Source organism: Saccharopolyspora aridisoli, from assembly GCF_004348445.1.
In the GTDB taxonomy this organism is placed as follows: Bacteria; Actinomycetota; Actinomycetes; order Mycobacteriales; family Pseudonocardiaceae; genus Saccharopolyspora; species Saccharopolyspora aridisoli.
On sequence record NZ_SMKV01000050.1, the window covers coordinates 1 to 17,545 of the forward strand.

The window sequence follows — 17,545 nt, forward strand, 5'->3', positions numbered from 1 at the left end:
CGAGAAGGTCGCTCGTCTGCACCTGGACGCGCTGGGCGTGAAGCTGACCAAGCTGACCAAGGAACAGGCCGCCTACATCGGCGTCGACGTCGAGGGCCCCTACAAGCCCGAGCACTACCGCTACTGATCCGGCCGGTGGTCACCGCTCCCCGCGGGCGGTGACCACCCCCGGTTCCGCGATAGCCGGGCGGCCGTCCACGACGGTCCGCCGGTCGCGTCGAAAAACCTTCTCCTTGAAAGAAAACGGTCCCTGTCGCACACGGCAGGTTCGCAGGCGCATCCACCACGAGCGCTGCGGTGACCGAAGTCGACAGAAGGAATACCTGAGGCCGACATGACCACCATCGCACTCGAACTGGTTCCGCCCGACCTCGACGGCGGTGTGCAGAGGGCCGTTGAAGAGGGTCAGAAGATCGCCGAGCTCAGCCGCAACTCGGGGCTGACCGGCCGCATCGGACACGTGATGATCCCGGGGATCATCCAGGAAGACGGCGACCGCCCGGTCGACTTCCGGCCCAAGATGGACACCATCGACTTCTGGCGCACGATCCGCCCGGAGCTCGGCGACCTGCGGGGTCTGTGCACGCAGGTCACCGCGTTCCACGACGAGCGCGCGCTGGCCGAGCGGCTGCAGGCGCTGCGCGACGCCGACATGGACGGCATCGCCTTCGTCGGCGTGCCCCGGAACATGGCCGACGGCGAAGGCCCCGGAGTGCCGCCCACCGACGCGCTCACCAAGTTCCAGGACGTCGTCCCGCACCGCGGGTCCATCCTCATCCCGACCCGGGAAGGGGAGCAGGGCCGGTTCGGGTTCAAGTGCGAGCGCGGCGCCACCTACGGCATGACGCAGCTGCTGTACTCGGACGCGATCGTGGACTTCCTCGAGGAGTTCGCGCGCACCACGCCGCACCGCCCGGAGATCCTGCTGTCCTTCGGGTTCATCCCGGGCGTGGAGGGCAACAAGAAACTCATCCAGTGGCTCATCCAGGACCCGGGCAACGAGGCGGTCGCCGCCGAGCAGGAGTTCGTCGCCCGCACCGCCGAGCTCGGCTTCGAGCAGCGCAAGCAGGCGGTCGTCGACCTCTACAAGCGGGTCATCGACGGCGTGCACGACCTCGGCTTCCCGATCAGCGTTCACCTGGAAGCCCCCTACGGCTACAACGCTCCCGCGTTCGAGACGTTCGCAGCCATGCTGGAGCACTGGGAGCCCGGCAAGTAGGCAGACCACCCGGCTGGGAATCACGCGACCCCGCCTCCGCAGCGCGACACGCCTGCGGAGGCGGGGTCCCGTGCTTTCCGGGGCAGCGTTCGAGTGAGAAATCGGGCCGCTTCGCAGTTCCGGTCCAGTGCTCGGCGTCATCGCTTCGTCCGTCGAGGCCCGGGTCATCAGCGTCGTCACATGCTTTCGGGTGATCGGTTGCGCCGGAATGGGCACCGAACGAAGTGATCAAAACTCTTTCGGGGTTCAGCGCGGGTGATGGCGGTCGTTCTCAACCGATCTTTTCTTCGCTAAGGTCGATGCACTCGTCAGCGGTTACGATGACGAATCGTGCAACGGCGCACCGGTACGTGAACAACGCTCGTGCGTCCACCCGAAAACCTCATCGCTGCAGTGTTCGGTGCGCGCACGCCGATCGTCGGCAGCACCGGAAGGAACCCGTCGATGTCGTCGCCACCAGCATGTTCTTGCTCGTTCGCAGGACTGCCGGTTCACCAGATCGTCGGATTGCGAACCGGATTCGGTTTGGTCCGCAATCGTGCCTCGCGGACCAATGAGAAACTGATGTGTAACGCGAATGACCACTTCATCGTTGACGGGAAATAGGCGATGAGCGCAACCGAGACGCCATCCAGAAGTGAACTCACGCCACTCGACTGGGCCTTCCTGTGCATGGAGCACGAGGACACGCCGATGCACGTCGGCGCCGTTGCGGTGTTCCGCTCCGAAGGCCCGGTCGACCGGGACCGGTTGCGGCGGCTGCTGGCCGAACGCGCGCAGCGCATCGCCCGGCTGCGCATGCGGCTGGAACGCTCGTGGCTGCAACCGCACTGGCGCGAAGCCCGCGACTTCGACGCCGCCGATCACGTCTACGACCACGAGATCCCCGCGCCCGGCGGGCGCGAGGAACTGGCGATCCTGGCCTCCGAGCTGATCGCCGATCCGCTCGACCAGCGTCGCCCGCTGTGGGAACTGCACCTGATCACCGGGCTGGCCGACAACCGGTTCGCGGTGCTGATGAAGTTCCACCACTCGCTGGTCGACGGGCACGACGCGGTGGAGGTCGGGGTCCGGCTGCTCGACGAGTTCACCGACCTCGCCGACACCCCCGCGACGCCGCCGCCGAACCCGCTGGACGAGGCGTTCGGGTTGATCCGCCGGCCGGAGAAGCTGGTCGGGGCGTTGCGCGGCACGTTGTCGAAGTCGAGCGAATCGCTGGGGATCGCGGCGTCGGTGATGCGCAACATGCGGCTCCCGGTGCCGTCCTCGCCGATGCACGCCGCGACGTCCCCGGCCCGCCGCCTCGCGCTGGTGCCCATCGACCTCGCCGACATCCGCCGCATCCGCTCCCGGCACGGCGGCGGCACCAACAACGACGTCGTGCTCGCGGTGATCGCCGGAGCGCTGCGGCTCTGGATGGCCGCGCGCGGCGAGGACTCCGCGCAGGTGCCGGTGCGCGCGCTGATCCCGGTGTGCCGGCGGCGCAGCAACCAACCCCGCAGCGGCAACAACCAGCTCTCCGGCTACCTGTGCGAGCTGCCGGTCGACGAACCCGATCCGGCCACCAGGCTGGCGTCCATCCGCGCCGAGATGAGCGGCAACAAGAGCGCCGGACCGCTGCGCGGGCCAGGGGCGTTCCCCGTGCTGGCCGGCCGGTTGCCGCAGGTGCTGCACCACGTGGCGACACCGCTGGTCGCGCAGGGTGCGTCGCTGCTGTTCGACACCATGGTCACCAACGTCCCGCTGCCGACCTTCCACGCCGCGCTCGACGGCGCCGAGGTCGCCGAGCTCTTCCCGCTCGCCCCGCTGGCCTCCGGGCACTCGCTGTCGATCGCGGTCTCGCAGTTCCGCGGCACCGTGCACATCGGCGTGCAGGCGAACCGGACGGCGCTGCCCGACTTGGAGAAGCTCGCCGAGGCGCTGCCGCAGGCGGTAGCCGAACTCAGCGACGGGACGTGAGACATGGATGCCGGGAACCCGCCTCCGCTGTCGAACTTCAACTGGTTATATGGAGGCGTGGACCTCATCGTTCGAACCGAGCACGGCGCCGTGCGGGGAATCTCCGACGGTGACGTCATGTCGTTCAAGGGGATCCCCTACGCGGCGCCGCTGGACGGTCCGCGCCGGTTCCAAGCGCCGGTGACGCCGCAGCGCTGGGACGGGCTCCGAGATGCCTCGGGCTACAGCGCCTCGGTACCGCAGGCCGCGCTGGACCCCGCGCTTCCCGCGTGCTGGCGGCCCGGTGACTCGACCGACTGCCTGACCGTCAACGTCTGGACTCCCGATCGCGGCGGCCACCTGCCGGTGATGGTGTGGTTCCACGGCGGTGCGTACCTGGGTGGAACCGCCTCGACGGACGGCTTCGACGGGGCGAAGCTCGCGCGCGACGGCGTGATCGTGGTGACGGTGAACTACCGCGTCGGTTACGAGGGCTTCGGCTGGGTGGACAACGCCCCGTCCAACCGCGGGATCCTGGACCAGCTGGCCGCGCTGCGCTGGGTCCGCGACAACATCATCTCCTTCGGCGGGAACCCGGACAACGTCACGATCTTCGGTGAATCGGCCGGCGCGGTCTCGGTGGCGACCCTGGTCGCGGGCTCCGCGCGGCGCGGACTGTTCCGCCGCGCCATCGCCCAGAGCCCTGCGGCGATGTACTGCGACGAGGACGAGAACCGCAAGATCGGTGAGCTGATCACCGGACGGCTCGGCGTGCCCGCGACCACCGCGGCGCTCGCGGAGGTCCCGCCCGAAGACCTGCACGTGGCGCAGACCCACGCGATGGCGGAGATCAGTCGCAACCGCGCGGCCTGGACCAACAGCACGCCCTACACCGTCGTCCTCGACGGCGAAGTGCTCTCCGAGCTGCCGTGGGTGGCGATGCGCGGAGGCGTGGCCAACGGCATCGACGTGATCGCCGGGTTCAACCGCGACGAGGCGACCGGGTTCACCATCGACCTGCCCGCCGAGGCGCGAGACCTGCAGCGACTGGTCGACGACCTGCACCTGCCGCCGACGACGGTCGCCGAGTACCGGTCGACGCATCCGGGCGTGGCCGATTCCGACCTCTACACCGTGCTGCTCAGCGACAGGCTGTTCCGGATGCCCGCGGTGTGGATGGCCGAGGCGGCCGCGGCGGCGGGTGGGCGTGGCTTCCTGTACGAGTTCACCTGGGAGACACCGCAGCGCGACGGCCTGCTCGGCGCGACGCACGGATTGGACGTCCCGTTCACCTTCGGCAACCTCGACGACCCGCTGGCGCTGGCGATGCTCGGTGCTTCCCCGGCCGGGTTCGAGGAGCTCTCGGCCGCGATCCGCGGGGCCTGGACCTCGTTCGCCGCCACCGGCGATCCCGGCTGGCCCGGCTACCAGCTCGCCGACCGCCAGACGCGGCTGTTCAACGTGCCGGTATCCCTGGCGTCCGACCCGATCAGCGGGTCTCGGCAGATCTGGGCGCACCGCTTCCCGGAGCTCGGTTGAGGCCTCGATCTCCACGTCCCGTTCACGGAGTTACTGTGTGGGCGGTTCGTGGAGTGGGAGGTCATCGATGGTGGACAACTCGGACAACGCAGCCTTGCGGGCACTGCGCTCGGCGCTGCCGGACGAGGCGGTGCTGACCGATCCGGACTCCACTGGACGCTTCTCCCACGACGAGGCCGAGTGGGCGCCGTGCGGGAAGCCCCTCGCGGTCGTGCGGGCGCGCAGCACCGAAGACGTCGTCGCCGCGGTCAAGGCCTGCGCCGAGCACGGCGTGCCCGTCGTGCCGCGCGGAGCCGGGACCGGTCTGTCCGGCGGTGCGAACGCCATCGACGGATGCGTGCTGATCTCGCTGGAAGCCATGAACGAGATCCTGGAGATCAACCCGAGGGAGCAGCTGGCCGTGGTGCAGCCCGGCGTCGTCAACGACGACCTGCGCGCCGCCTGCCGCGAGCACGGCACCTGGTACCCGCCGGACCCGGCGAGCTCGCCGTGGTCGACCATCGGCGGCAACGTCTCCACCAACGCGGGCGGCGTGTGCTGCGTGAAGTACGGCGTGACCCGGGACTACGTGCTCGGTCTGGAAGCCGTCGTCGGCTCCGGCGAGGTCGTGCGACTGGGACGGCGCACCGCGAAGGGCGTCGCAGGCTACGACCTGTGCGGTCTGTTCGTCGGCTCCGAAGGCACGCTCGGCGTGGTCACCGAGGTGACGGTGAAGTTGCTACCGGGCCTGCGGGCACCGGAGCGCACCGTGGTCGGCTACTTCGACTCGTTGGTCGCCGCCGGTGAGGCCGTCGCGGCAGTTGCGGCGGCAGGCGTGGTGCCCTCGGCGCTGGAACTGCTCGACCAGCACTGCCTGCGCGCGGTCGACGAGTGGAAGAACATGGGCCTGTCCGCCGAGGCCGACGTGCTGCTGCTCGGCCGCTCGGATGCGCCGGGCCAGGCGGGGGAGCAGGAGGTCGACACCCTCGTGCGCTGCTTCGAAGGAGCGGGGGCGACCTGGAGCGCGCGCTCCACCGACCAGCAGGAGGCCGACGCCCTGTTCTCGGCCCGCCGCCTGGCCTACCCGGCGCTGGAGCGGCTCGGCCCGCTGCTCACCGAGGACGTCTGCGTGCCGCGCGCCCTGGTCCCGGACATGCTCGCGCGCATCGAGACGGCCGCGGAGCGGCACGACACGCAGATCGCCAACATCGCCCACGCCGGCGACGGCAACCTGCACCCGCTGATCATCACCCCGCCCGGTGACGACGAGGCCCGTCTGCGCGCCCAGCGCGCCTTCGACGACATCGTCGCCGACGCCATCGACCTCGGCGGCACGGTCACCGGCGAGCACGGAGTGGGCCTGCTCAAGCGCAAGGGCCTGCACGCGGAGCTGTCGCCGAAGGTCATCGACATGCACCGCGACATCAAGAACGCCCTCGACCCAGCCGGAATCTTCAACCCCGGCAAGGTCTTCGGCGACCCGTCCTGACCACTCCGGGCCTCACCTCGGACGGGGCCGGTGGCAGTTCTGGGGTTCGAGCTGACCGGGCACGAACGGGCATCGACCACGGCCGGTTCGGACCAGAGCTGCCCACAGCGCCCGGTCGGGGATTGAGGCGGGTGCGGACCGAGAGCGCTGCGCAGGTGATCACCGCCAGGGCCCCGAGGACGGTGGGCCAGTTGAGGGGTTCGGCCAGCAGGAGAGCGGCCCAGAGGAGGGTCATGACCGGTTGGGTGAGCTGGATCTGGCTGACCTGGGCCATCGGGCCGATCGCCAGACCCCGGTACCAGGCGAGGAATCCGAGGTTCTGGCTGATCACCGCCAGGTAGGCGAAGGACGCCCACTGCACCGGGGTCGCGCTCGGCGGATGCTGGGCAACCTCGATGCCGGTGATCACGCTCATCACGGGTGCGGCCATCACGAGCGCCCAGGAGACCGTCTGCCAGGCGCCGAGCTCCCGCGCGAGCAGTCCGCCTTCGGCGTACCCGATCGCCGCGGCGACGACGGCGCCTAACAGCAGCAGGTCCGCGAGGTGGAGTCCGCCCAGGCCCTGCAGCGAGGCGAAGGACACCGCGGCGATCGCCCCCAGCGAAGCCGTGATCCAAAAAGCCTTCGGCGGGCGTTCGTGCCCGCGCAGCACCGCCATCATGGCGGTCGCCGCCGGGAGGACACCGAGCACGACCGCGCCGTGGCTGGCCGGGGTGCTGGCAAGTGCGTACGACGTGAGGAACGGGAATCCCACGACCACGCCGCCCGCGACGACCGCGGCACGCGCCCACTGGGTGCCGCGCGGCAGCGCTTGCCGGGTGACCAGCAGCGCGACGACGGCGATGAGCCCGGCGACGGCGCCCCTGCCGGCCCCGATGAACAGCGGCGAGAGCCCGTCAACGGCGATGCGGGTGAGCGGGAGGGTGAACGAGAACGCCACGACGCCCAGAAACCCCCAGGCCAGTCCCACGCGAGTCGGGGATAGCACCGTGTCCCGCAGAGCAGTAGCGCTACTATTGTCTTTCATGTCAGACGATAGCAGTTCGCGGATAGTCGCGGAACTCCGCAAGTGGATGGCCACGGCCCAGCCCGGCGCGAAACTGCCGTCCACGCGCGAGCTCGTCGCGGAACACGGGGTCAGCCCGGTCACCGTGCAGAAGGCGCTGCGCACCCTCGCCTCCCGAGGTCTTGTCGAAAGCCGGCCAGGCGTCGGGACGTTCGTCCGCTCGGTTCGAGTGCCCCGGCCGAGCGACTTCGGCTGGCAGACCGCCGCGTTGGGAGCACCGAAGAACAGCCGCCCCACGCTGTCCACCGCCATGCGGCCCGCGCCCAACGACGTGATCGCCCTGCACTCCGGGTACCCGTGCCGCGAACTGCTACCCGAGCGGCTGGTCCGATCCGCGTTCACGCGGGCGGCCCGCACGGACGCGGTCATCGATCGGCCCGCCACGGCCGGTCTCCCGGAGTTGCAGGCGTGGTTCGCCACCGAGCTCGGCACGGCGGTACCGGGCGACGTGGTGATCTTCCCCGGCAGCCAGAGCGGGCTGAGCGCGATCTTCCGCGCGCTGGTGGGCGCCGGTCGTCCGCTGCTGATGGAGTCGCCCACGTACTGGGGAGCGATCGTGGCGGCCGCCCAGGTGGGCGTGCAGACGGTGCCCGTCCCGAGCGGACCGGACGGCCCCGACCCGGACCAGCTCGCCCGCACCTTCGAGCGCACCGGTGCGCGCGCCTTCTACGCCCAGCCGAACTACGCCAACCCCACCGGCGCGCAGTGGTCTTCGCGCCTTGCCGAGGAGGTGCTCGACACCGCTCGCCGCCACGGCGCCTTCCTGATCGAGGACGATTGGGCCCGCGATCTCGGCATCACCACCGACCCGGTTCCGGTGGCCGCCCGCGACGAGGACGGGCACGTGGTCCACCTGCGTTCGCTGACCAAGACCGTGTCGCCGTCCGTGCGCATCGCCGGGATCATCGCCCGAGGTCCCGCCCGGGAGCGAATCCTCGCTGACACGCAGTCCGAGGCCGTCTACGTCAGCGGCATGCTGCAGGCCGTGGCCCTCGACGTGGTCACCCAACCGGCCTGGCGCACCTACCTGCGGGATCTCCGCCAGCAGCTCGCCGCACGCCGCGACCTGCTGGCCGAGGCCGTGCGCGAGCACGTTCCCGGCGCGCACCTGGAAGTTCCGGCAGGCGGGCTCAACCTCTGGGTGCGGTTGCCGGACACCACCGATCTGCCCGCGCTCGTGCGCGACTGCGAAACCGCCGGGGTCGTCGTGGCCCCGGGCGACGAGTGGTTCCCCGCCGAACCGACCGGCCGCTTCCTGCGCCTCAACTACGCCGGACCGAACCCCGGTGCCTACCCGCAGGCGGCCCGGCTCATCGGCGAGGCGCTCGTCAGGTGATCAGCTTAAGCGCGGCGGTCTCGATGGTGTCCTCGTCGAGCAGCACGTGGTAGGCCGCCGCGCCGAGCGGGATGAAGCTGTCCTCACTGGTCACGCGACTGATCCGCCCGGTGAACCCGGCGTCGACCAGCGCCGTGACGACAGGCTCCGAAACACCACCGCTGCGGCGGGTCTCATCCGCGACCAGCACGTTGCCGGTCGCTTCGGCGGCCCTGAGCAGGTCCTCGACCGGTAGCGGTGCGAGCCAGCGCAGGTCGAGGACTCGGGCGCGCACGCCCTGGTGCCGAAGCCGCTCGGCGACGCGCAGGCTCATCGCAACGCCGTTGCCGAAGCTGACCAGCGTCAGGTCCCTCCCGTCGCCGTAGACCCGGGCGCGACCGATCGCCACGTGGTGCTCGCCCGGCGCGGGGTAGCGGGCCAACCAGCCGTCGTCGCCGGATTCGTGCAGGTCGCGGGTGTGGTAGAGGGCGATGGGTTCGAGGAAGGCGCAGACCCTGCCGTCTTCGCGGGCGGCTGCCACGCAGGTGCGCAGCATCGCCGCCGCGTCGTCCGGCCGGGACGGCGAGGCCAGCACGACGCCGGGCAGGTCGCGCAGGGCGGCGACGCTGTCGTCGTTGTGGAAGTGCCCGCCGAAGCCCTTCTGGTAGCCGTAGCCGGCGATGCGGACGACCATCGGGTTGGTGTAGCGGCCGTTGGAGAAGAAGCTCAGCGTGCTCGCCTCACCGCGCAGCTGGTCCGCTGCGTTGTGCAAGTAGGCCAGGTACTGGATCTCGGGGATCGGCACCAGCCCCGCCAGGCCCGCGCCCAGCGCCGTGCCGAGCACGCTCTGCTCGTCCAGCAGCGTGTCGAAAACCCTGCTGCCGCCGAACTTCTTGCGCAGACCGCGGGTCACGCCGTAGACGCCGCCCTTGCGCGCGACGTCCTCGCCGAAGACCAGGACGCGGTTGTCCCGCCCGAGCTCCTCGGCCAGCGACCGGTTGATCGACTGCGCCAGCGTCAGCGGTCCCTCGTCCTCGGGTGCGGTTCCGAAGGTCGTGGCGCGGCCGGGCGGGGTTTCGGCGGTCCGCGCGGCGATGGCGTCGGGGGAGTCGGCGTGCACGGAGGCCATGACCTCCGCAGCGCTGCCGAGCTTGCGACGGCTCAGCGCGTCCTCGGCGAGAGCGGCGACTTCCGCTCGCACCTCCTCGTAGCGGGAGAGGACTTCGTCGGGGGTGAGAACGCCTCGGGAGACGAGGGCTCTCGCCGTCGCCAGCAGCGGGTCGCGCTCGTGGTCGGCGGTGATCTCGGTGCGCGACCGGTACGCCGATTCGACGTCCGAGCCCGCGTGACCCATCAACCGCACCGTGCGCAGGTGCAGGAACGCCGGTGCGCGGTGCTCGCGCACCCAGTCGGCCGCTTCCCGGGACACCCGCAGGCACTCGACCGGATCGGCTCCGTCGGCGGCGAAGTACCGCAGGCCGGGCCGGTCCCGGTAGGTCGAGGCGATCCAGCTCGGCGGTGTGCGCACGCTGATCCCGATCCCGTTGTCCTCGCACACGAACAACAACGGCAGCGGGAGGCCCTGAAAACCGCAGTGCAGCGCTGAGTTGATGGCGCCCGTGGCGGTCGAGTGGTTCGCCGAGGCGTCACCGAAGCTGCACACCACCACCGAATCCGCAGGCCACTCCGCAGGAACCCCGAGCTTCGCGCCGCGCTCCAACGCGAACGCCAGGCCCACCGCGCGCGGCAGGTGCGAGGCGATCGTCGAGGTCTGCGGGATGACCGACAGGTCGGCGTTGCCGAAGACCTTGTGCCGACCGGCCGAGATCGGTTCGTCCGCCGATGCGACGACGCCCAGCAGAACGTCCATCAACGGGGTGCTCCCGGCGACCGCGCTGGCCCGCTGGAGGTAGAACGCCCCTGACCGGTAGTGCAGCAGCGCCGGATCGCTCGTCCGCAGCGCCGCTGCCACAGCGGCGTTCGACTCGTGCCCGGACGACCCGATGCTGTAGAAACCCACTCCTCGTGCTCCCAGCTCACGGGCCTTGAAGTCCAGGTGGCGACTCCCCGCCTGGGAGTCGAACAACCCCACCAGGTCCTCGGCCGATGCGGCGGTTGACCCGATATCAGTGGAACTCGGAGTTCCGATTTCCACTGAAATCCGGTCACCGAGGTGGGCGAGCGACTGGAGGAAGTGTTCGTCGACGGGTTCGGTCATGGTTGCTCCCACTCGGATGCGACCGCTGTGCAGGACTTGGCGAGGAACTCCAGGGCGACCGGGAGCAGCGGGTTGCTGTTCTGCTTGCGGTGGAGGACCTTGACCCTCCGGTGCGGTTCGAACCCGATGATCCGGGCCACGCCCTGTTGCTCCCGCGGGATGGCGAGTGCCGGCAGGATGGCGACGCCGAGGTCCCGACGCACCAGGTCGCGGATGACGGAGTAGTCGTTGCTGCGGAAGGTGATGCGCGGGGCGAAACCCGCCGCTGCGGCCAGCCGGACCAACGAGCGGGCGCCCGCGGTGTCCTGCCGGGTGCAGATCCAGTTGTCGCGTGCCAGGTCCGGCAGTTCCACCCGGCTCCGGCCAGCCAGGCGGTGCGACGAGGGCAGGACCACGCGAAGAGGTTCGGCCAGGAGTTCTTCCGCGCACAGCTCGATCGGCCACTGACGCGGGTCGAGGTCGTACTCGAAGACCAGGGCCGCATCGAGCACTCCGTCCAGGACGCCGTCGACGACCTCGTCGGGTTCGCCCTCGTCGAGCTGCACTTCGGCGTTGGGCCGTTGCGAGATCACGGCCGCGAGCACGTCCGGCAGCACGCGGGAGTTGGCGGTGGCGAACGACGCGAGCCGGAGACCGCCCTCCTCGCCGACCACCATCGCCCGCACCTCGCGCTCCAGCGAGTCCAGTGCGCCGAGCGCGTCCCGGCTGCGGTCGGCCAACCGAAGCGCTAGCGCGGTGCTGCGGGCCGACCGGGCGGATCGCTCGAACAGCGGCGCCCCGATCGCCCGTTCCAGCAGCACCATCTGCTGCGACACGGCCGATGCCGTGTAGCCCAGCATCCGCCCGGCCTCGGCGAACGAGCCCGTGCGCACGCACTCCTGCAAGGTCCGCAGGTGAATGGGGTTGAGCACGCCGACTCCTCAGGTGATTCAGGCCGGGACCGGGAGGCGGCCGCGCAGCCGCATCGCCTCGCGCACCCGCTGCTGGGCCATCTGCAGCGCCGCCGCGTGCGGGAGCACCCCGGTCTCCGCCGCGGTGTCGAGCACCAGCAGGGTGTTGTGCCTGGTCCTGGTCGCGACCTCGTCGAGGATCCTGGCGGGGTCGGGCCGGAACGCGGAATACCTCGCGTCCATCGCGAATCCGGCGGCGATGGCGCCACCGGCGTTGGCGATGAAGTCCGGCACGATTCCCACCCCTCGCGCGGCCAGCGCGGCGCGCGAAGCAGGGTTGGTGGGCAGGTTGGCGCCCTCCACGACCAGCCCGGCCCGGATGCGGGCCGCTACCGACTCGTCGATGACGTCCTGGCGGGCGGCCGGGATCAGCACGTCGCAGTCCACGGTCAACTCCTCGCCGTGCGCGATGCGTTGCGCCGGTGCGACCTTCGCGACGCAGGCGTCGCCGAACTCCGCCTTCGCGGCCAGCCAACCGGGCACGTCGAGACCGTTGGGGTCGTGCACCGAACCGTCAGCCGTGGACAACGCGACCAGCTGCGCGCCCAGCTCGTGCAGCCGCGCGGCCGTGGCCGCCCCGACCGCCCCGAAGCCCTGCACCGCGATCCGTGCACCCGACACCGGCTTGCCCGCCCGCTCCAACGCGGCCAACGCGGCCTCGGCGACACCATGTCCGGTCACCCCGAGCTGGTCGTAGGGAACCCCGCCCAGCGCCTCCGGGACGCCGACGGCCGCACCGCGATCGCCGAGCTCGTCCTGGACGATGGCCGCGTCGTGCTCGGTCATGCCCATGTCGAGCCCGGCGACGTAGCTGGCCGGGATCTGGTCGGCCAGGCGTCGCGCGAACGCGCGCACCACCGCTTCCTTGTCCGGCGAACCAGGGTCGGCTGCGATGCCTGCCTTGGCGCCGCCGTGGAAGAGGTCGACCGCAGCCCACTTCCAGGTCATCACCCGCGCCAGCCGGGCGATCTCGCCGATGGTCACGCCCGGGGCCATCCGCGTGCCGCCCTTGCCGCTGCCGCGCGCGGTGTTGTCGATGACCAGCACGCCCCGCATCCCGGTGCGCGCGTCGGAGACGCAGACGACCTTCTCCGGGCCCCACTCGTCGATCTCCTGCAACAGGTCAACCACGGTTGTCCCCTCCTACACGCAGTTGTGCTCGGGCCGGACCTCGGCGCCGTCGAATCGGCGCGCGTCGAGACCGGAGACGTCGATGGGCGGTGTGCGTTCCAGGACGAGGTCCCGCATCACCTCGCCGACCGCCGGGCTCTGCAGGAAGCCGTGCCCGGAGAAGCCGGTCGCGTAGAAGAACCGGCCGACGTTGCCGACCAGTGCGTTGTGGTCCGGAGTGATCTCGTAGAGCCCGGCCCAGCCGTGCGCCACGCCGGCGTCGGCCACCCGGGGAGCCCGTCGCGCGACGGCCTCGCTGAGCCGCCCCAGCCAGCGGTCGTCGGTTCCCAGGCGGAACCCGAACTCCTCGTCGGGATCCGACATGCCCACCAACAGGCCGGGGCCTTCTTCGTGGAAGTAGAAGCTGGTGGCGAAGTCGATGGTGAACGGCAGCCGAGGCGGCAGGTCGGGAACCGGCTCGGTCACCAGGACCTGCCTGCGCAGCGGGCGCACCGGCAGCTCCACACCGGCGAGCTCGCCGACAGCCGCCGACCACGCCCCTGCCGCGCACACCACCGTCGAGGTTCGCACGGTTCCGGCGTCGGTGCGCACGGCGGTGATCTCCCCGCCGCTCGTCTCGATGTCGGTGACCTCGACGCCGCGCCGCAGCACCGCACCGTGCTCGCGAGCCGCCCGCGCGTAGCCCTGGACGACTCCCTCGGGAGTGCAGTGCCCGTCGGTGGGCGAGTAGGCCGCCGCGAGCAAGCCCTCGGGCGAGACCAGCGGAGACAGCTCGCACGCCTGCCGCACCGTCACCATGCGGCTCGGCACGCCCAGCGAGTTCTGCAACGCCACACCACCTTCGAAGGCGGCGACATCAGCGGGGTCCGACAGCAGGAACAGGTATCCCTGCTGCTTGAGGTCGATGTCGCCGCCCGGCCTTCGAGCGAAGTCCTCGAAGGCCCGCAGGCTGCGCTGCCCGAGCTCGATGTTGACGGGATCGGAGAACTGCGCCCGGACACCTCCGGCCGCCTTGCTGGTGCTGCCCGAACCGAGTTCGCCGCGTTCCAGCAACAGCACGTCCGCGCCGGCTTCGGCGAGGTGGAATGCGGTGCTGACGCCCACCGCCCCGCCGCCGACGACCACCACCTCAGCGGAAGGAGGAACTAGTTGCTGTGACATCAAAGCTGGCCGAGTTCCGGCGGCAGGCGGTAGTCCATCTCAGGCTCGACGGTGTCGACGTCCATCTGGGCCTTCTGCAGCTTCCCGGAGAAGTCCCAGTTCAACGACTGCCACCGGGTGAACTGGTCGAGCACCCAGATGCCCGACTGACGGCTTCCGTTGCCGGACTTGCCGTTCCCGCCGAACGGCAGGTGGGCCTCGGCACCGGAGGTCGAGTTGTTCACGCTGACCATGCCCGCCCCGATGCCCTGCCGGAACCGGAACGCCTTGGCCGGGTCGGTGGTGTAGATCGCCGCCGAGAGCCCGTAGCCGGGCGCGTTGCCGAGCTCGATCGCCTCGTCGAGGGTCTCGCAGGTGGTGACGCCGACGATCGGGCCGAAGGTCTCGTTGCGGAAGATGTGGTCGTCGGTGCGCATGCCGTCCACCAGGACCGGGTGGTAGTACAGACCGGCACCCGCATCGCCGTGAAAACCCTTGCGCGGGTTGTCGTTGGTGATGCGGCCGACCGAATCCGAGCCGAGCGGCGTGTGGTGCGGCTGCAGGGTGTCGAGGATGGATTCGAAGTTGTCGGCGAACTTCTGGTCCAGCATCGGCCCGAAGAGCACGTCTCCGCCGGGCTCGCCCACGGTGGCCGCGCGCAGCGCCGCGTCCAGCCGCGAGGTGAACTCGTCCTTGACCTCGCGGTGCACGATCAGGTTGCCGAGCGAGGTGCAGCGCTGACCGGCCGTGCCCCAGCCGGAGAACAGCGCGCCCTCCACGGCCAGGTCGAGGTCGGCGTCCTCGGTGACGATCATCGGGTTCTTGCCGCCCAGCTCCAGGCACGGGTTCTGCAGGTGACGCCCGCACAGCTCGCCGACCCGGGTGCCGACCGCGCTGGATCCGGTGAAGCCGACCTTGTTGACCGTGCCCGCCTCCAACGAGGCCTCCAGGCCTTTGAAGGTCGCTTCGCCGTCGGTGTACACGAGGTTGAGCACGCCCTTGGGCACACCCGCCTTCCACGCGAGCTCGGCCAACGCGCGAGCGGCCCCGGCCGCGTACTCGGCCGGCTTCCACACCACCGCGTTGCCGCACAGCAGCGCCGGGACGAGGTACCAGGAGGGCACCGCGACCGGGAAGTTGCCCGCGGTGATCACCACGGCGACCCCGACCGGCACGCGGAAGGTGAACAGCTGCTTGTCCGGCATCTCCGAGGGCACCGTCTGCCCGTAGAGCCTGCGACCCTCGCCGACGAAGAAGTCGCAGGTGTCGACGATCTCCTGCACCTCGCCGAGCGCCTCGGCGTAGGGCTTGCCGATCTCGCGGGTCACCAGCCGGGCCAGCGATTCCTTGTTGGCCTCGACCAGCCGTCCCAGGCCCGCGATGACGCGGCCGCGCACCGGAGCCGGGACCTGCGCCCACTCCTTCTGGGCGCGATGGGCCTGCTCGGTCGCGGCCACCAGGGTCTCGGGGGTGCCCAGCGCGACCTTGGCGACGACGTCGTCGAGGTTCGCGGGGTTCTTCGAGAGGTACTCGCCTCCGCCGTCGATCACCTCCGGGGTGTCCGGACCGATCACGGAGCTCAACGTCGCCTGCACCGACATGCACCTCTTCCTGCTCGGGACCACGCTGAGATCACCGTAGAACGACGGAGCGCGCTCTGTTGAGAATCAGAAGAGTGATTTCTTGTCGCTCTGAGGCCCAGCGTCGCTGGGGCTGCCTTCCGGTGGGCGAACGGATGTGCCAACGTCGGTGCGCATGGACCTCATCAGCGACGCGGACGTGGCCGCCTCCCTCGACTACGACGCGGCGATCGCCTCGCAACGCCTGGCCTTCGAATCGCTGGGGCGGGGAGAAGCGCGACAAGCTGCGAAAGCAGCGATCCGCACGGGGGAGGACACGGTCCTGTCGTACCTGAGCCGGCTCTCGCCCCGGCACGGCCCGGTCGCCAAGCTCGTCTCGGTCAACCCCGGCAACGCCGATCGCGGACTGGCGTCGATCAACGCCACGGTCCTGGTGCTCGACGCGGAGACGGGCGCGCTCACCGCCACGATGTCCGGCACGACCCTCACCGAGATCCGCACCGCCGCGGGCAGCGCTGTCGCCCTCGACGCCCTGGCGCCCGCCGACGCGGACGTGCTGGCGGTGATCGGCTCCGGTGTCCAGGCCCGCGCACACGTACGGGCCATCTCCCGCGTCCGCGCGCTCACCGAGGTCAGGATCCACAGCCGAGACGCGGCCCGCCGCGAGTCGACCGCCGCTGAACTCGCCGCCGAACTCGGACTCGACGTCCGGCCGGTCGGCACCCCCGAGGAGGTGGTCCGCGACGCGGCGATGGTGGTCGCCTGCACCCTGAGCCCCGACCCGGTCGTCGCGACCGCCGACCTCGCCCCGGGCGCGACCGTGGTCAGCGTTGGGAGCTTCGAGGCCCACCGGCGAGAGGTCGACGGCGACCTCCTGCGCGCAGCGGACAGGATCGTCGTCGACGACGTCGACACGGCCACCCAACACGCGGGTCCGATCATGGCGGCCCTCGAAACCGGTGACCTCGACCGGGGCGGTCTGACCCCGCTCGGCGCGATCCTCACCGCCCAAGCCCCGGGCCGGAAGTCCGCCGAAGACCTCATCTTCTACAACAGCGTCGGAATCGGAGCCCAAGACGCAGCAGCAGCTCTCGCAGTCCTCGGCTTGCTCTGAGGCGTCTCGCATGGCTCATGCGGGTGATGGTTGCCCAACATCGTGCATAGAAGATCCAGGAACTCGATCGACTGCTTCAGCTCGACGAACCATTGGACTCATGAAGCTATCCAAGGTGACGGAGTGCAAGGACGAGAACTGTCCTGCCGTGTACGTGTCGGACAGGGGGACGGCCGTGATCCAGGGGTGCCGGTCGAGTGGGCACGGAGGGGCTCACCCTGGGAGACGGGGAGTGTGCCGTCGAGCTTCCCCCGGATGTTGTCCTTGCCGCTGTTGGAGCCCTTCAGGAGGTCAAGAAGTGATCTTTCGAACCAAGAATGGCGCCAGGCGAACTGCTGAATCGGTTGCCGACGAGTTCATGCGAGGTCCTGACTAGAACTGGAATCGCGGTCACCGCTGCTCCTAATCTCGCGTCGTGGTGATGTTGAGCGAGGGGCGGCCCGGTGCCGAACAGCCAGCGAGGTCGCCGGTTGGGTGCGAAGCGCAGGAGCGCACAACGGTTCTCGTCGACGGTCGTAGCTGTTGGTGTGCCCGGTCGGTGGACCGAACTGCTTCCGGGTCGTCGCGGACATGGATCAGATCGCTTCAGACGCGGTCGACTTCCACGCTGAGAACCACTTCCTGGCGTGCGGCTGCCCGTGCTGCGGGCGGTGAGCGATGGCCCGCATCCCGTGCCAGTGGGTGTTCATCGGCCGGTTCTCGATGGGGGAGAGGTGACCCGGTGATCGACGTGCTCCGAGGCGACACGGGACCCGTTCACGGCAACGGGCGGCGAGTCGCCGCGATCCCCGTCGATCAGTCGTGGAAGGACATCCAGGACCTGCAACAACGAGCGCGGACCTGGTTGCGGGCGCCCGCGGCGAAGCG

The 17,545-nt window shown here is 70.3% G+C and carries 13 protein-coding genes; 7 read left to right on the forward strand and 6 right to left on the reverse strand.

The features are described from left to right. The 5 genes from E1161_RS24950 to E1161_RS24970 all read left to right on the forward strand — a co-directional run. Positions 1-127 (forward strand): adenosylhomocysteinase (locus E1161_RS24950; RefSeq protein WP_132624608.1); only part of this gene is annotated, 127 nt, incomplete at its 5' end. Between the two features lie 207 nt (positions 128-334). Further along, the gene (locus tag E1161_RS24955) at positions 335-1,219 is read left to right on the forward strand and encodes a mycobacterial-type methylenetetrahydrofolate reductase (protein ID WP_132627179.1); all 885 of its coding nucleotides are present in this window, start codon (positions 335-337) and stop codon (positions 1,217-1,219) included. Positions 1,220-1,828: 609 nt separating this feature from the next. Further along, positions 1,829-3,178, forward strand: a complete 1,350-nt coding sequence (locus tag E1161_RS24960; protein WP_132627180.1) for a wax ester/triacylglycerol synthase family O-acyltransferase — start codon at positions 1,829-1,831, stop codon at positions 3,176-3,178. A gap of 57 nt (positions 3,179-3,235) precedes the next feature. Then, complete coding sequence (locus tag E1161_RS24965) at positions 3,236-4,696, forward strand: carboxylesterase/lipase family protein (protein WP_235875289.1); 1,461 nt, start codon at positions 3,236-3,238, stop codon at positions 4,694-4,696. A gap of 67 nt (positions 4,697-4,763) precedes the next feature. Further along, complete coding sequence (locus E1161_RS24970) at positions 4,764-6,164, forward strand: FAD-binding oxidoreductase (protein WP_132627182.1); 1,401 nt, start codon at positions 4,764-4,766, stop codon at positions 6,162-6,164. Here E1161_RS24970 and E1161_RS24975 read toward each other — a convergent pair. Continuing rightward, positions 6,130-7,134 (reverse strand): DMT family transporter, encoded by a 1,005-nt coding sequence (locus tag E1161_RS24975; RefSeq protein WP_235875290.1) that lies wholly within the window; start codon positions 7,132-7,134, stop codon positions 6,130-6,132. The genes E1161_RS24970 and E1161_RS24975 overlap by 35 nt on opposite strands. Positions 7,135-7,189: 55 nt before the next feature. Here E1161_RS24975 and E1161_RS24980 point away from each other — a divergent pair, with 55 nt between their 5' ends. Then, positions 7,190-8,566, forward strand: a complete 1,377-nt coding sequence (locus E1161_RS24980; protein ID WP_132627184.1) for an aminotransferase-like domain-containing protein — start codon at positions 7,190-7,192, stop codon at positions 8,564-8,566. On the opposite strand, the gene E1161_RS24985 is transcribed toward E1161_RS24980, so the two are convergent. The 5 genes from E1161_RS24985 to E1161_RS25005 are packed head-to-tail and all read right to left on the reverse strand — an operon-like array spanning position 8,559 to position 15,585. After that, positions 8,559-10,763 (reverse strand): thiamine pyrophosphate-dependent enzyme, encoded by a 2,205-nt coding sequence (locus tag E1161_RS24985; RefSeq protein WP_132627185.1) that lies wholly within the window; start codon positions 10,761-10,763, stop codon positions 8,559-8,561. The two genes, E1161_RS24980 and E1161_RS24985, sit on opposite strands and share 8 nt — an antisense overlap. Continuing rightward, positions 10,760-11,674, reverse strand: a complete 915-nt coding sequence (locus E1161_RS24990; protein WP_132627186.1) for a LysR family transcriptional regulator — start codon at positions 11,672-11,674, stop codon at positions 10,760-10,762. Before E1161_RS24990 ends, E1161_RS24985 begins: the two co-directional genes overlap by 4 nt. 18 nt (positions 11,675-11,692) lie before the next feature. Continuing rightward, entirely contained in the window at positions 11,693-12,844 is a 1,152-nt protein-coding gene (locus E1161_RS24995) for a Glu/Leu/Phe/Val family dehydrogenase (RefSeq protein ID WP_207920389.1), read from the reverse strand. A 12-nt stretch (positions 12,845-12,856) separates the two neighbouring features. Next, positions 12,857-14,005 (reverse strand): NAD(P)/FAD-dependent oxidoreductase, encoded by a 1,149-nt coding sequence (locus E1161_RS25000; protein WP_132627187.1) that lies wholly within the window; start codon positions 14,003-14,005, stop codon positions 12,857-12,859. Continuing rightward, the gene (locus tag E1161_RS25005; RefSeq protein WP_132627188.1) at positions 14,005-15,585 is read right to left on the reverse strand and encodes an aldehyde dehydrogenase family protein; all 1,581 of its coding nucleotides are present in this window, start codon (positions 15,583-15,585) and stop codon (positions 14,005-14,007) included. The genes E1161_RS25000 and E1161_RS25005 overlap by 1 nt, the downstream gene beginning before the upstream one ends. Positions 15,586-15,739: 154 nt before the next feature. On the opposite strand from E1161_RS25005, the gene E1161_RS25010 reads away from it, so the two are divergent. Continuing rightward, positions 15,740-16,678: an ornithine cyclodeaminase family protein gene (locus tag E1161_RS25010; protein ID WP_132627189.1), complete on the forward strand. Its 939-nt coding sequence runs from the start codon at positions 15,740-15,742 to the stop codon at positions 16,676-16,678. The last annotated feature ends 867 nt before the right edge of the window (positions 16,679-17,545 follow it).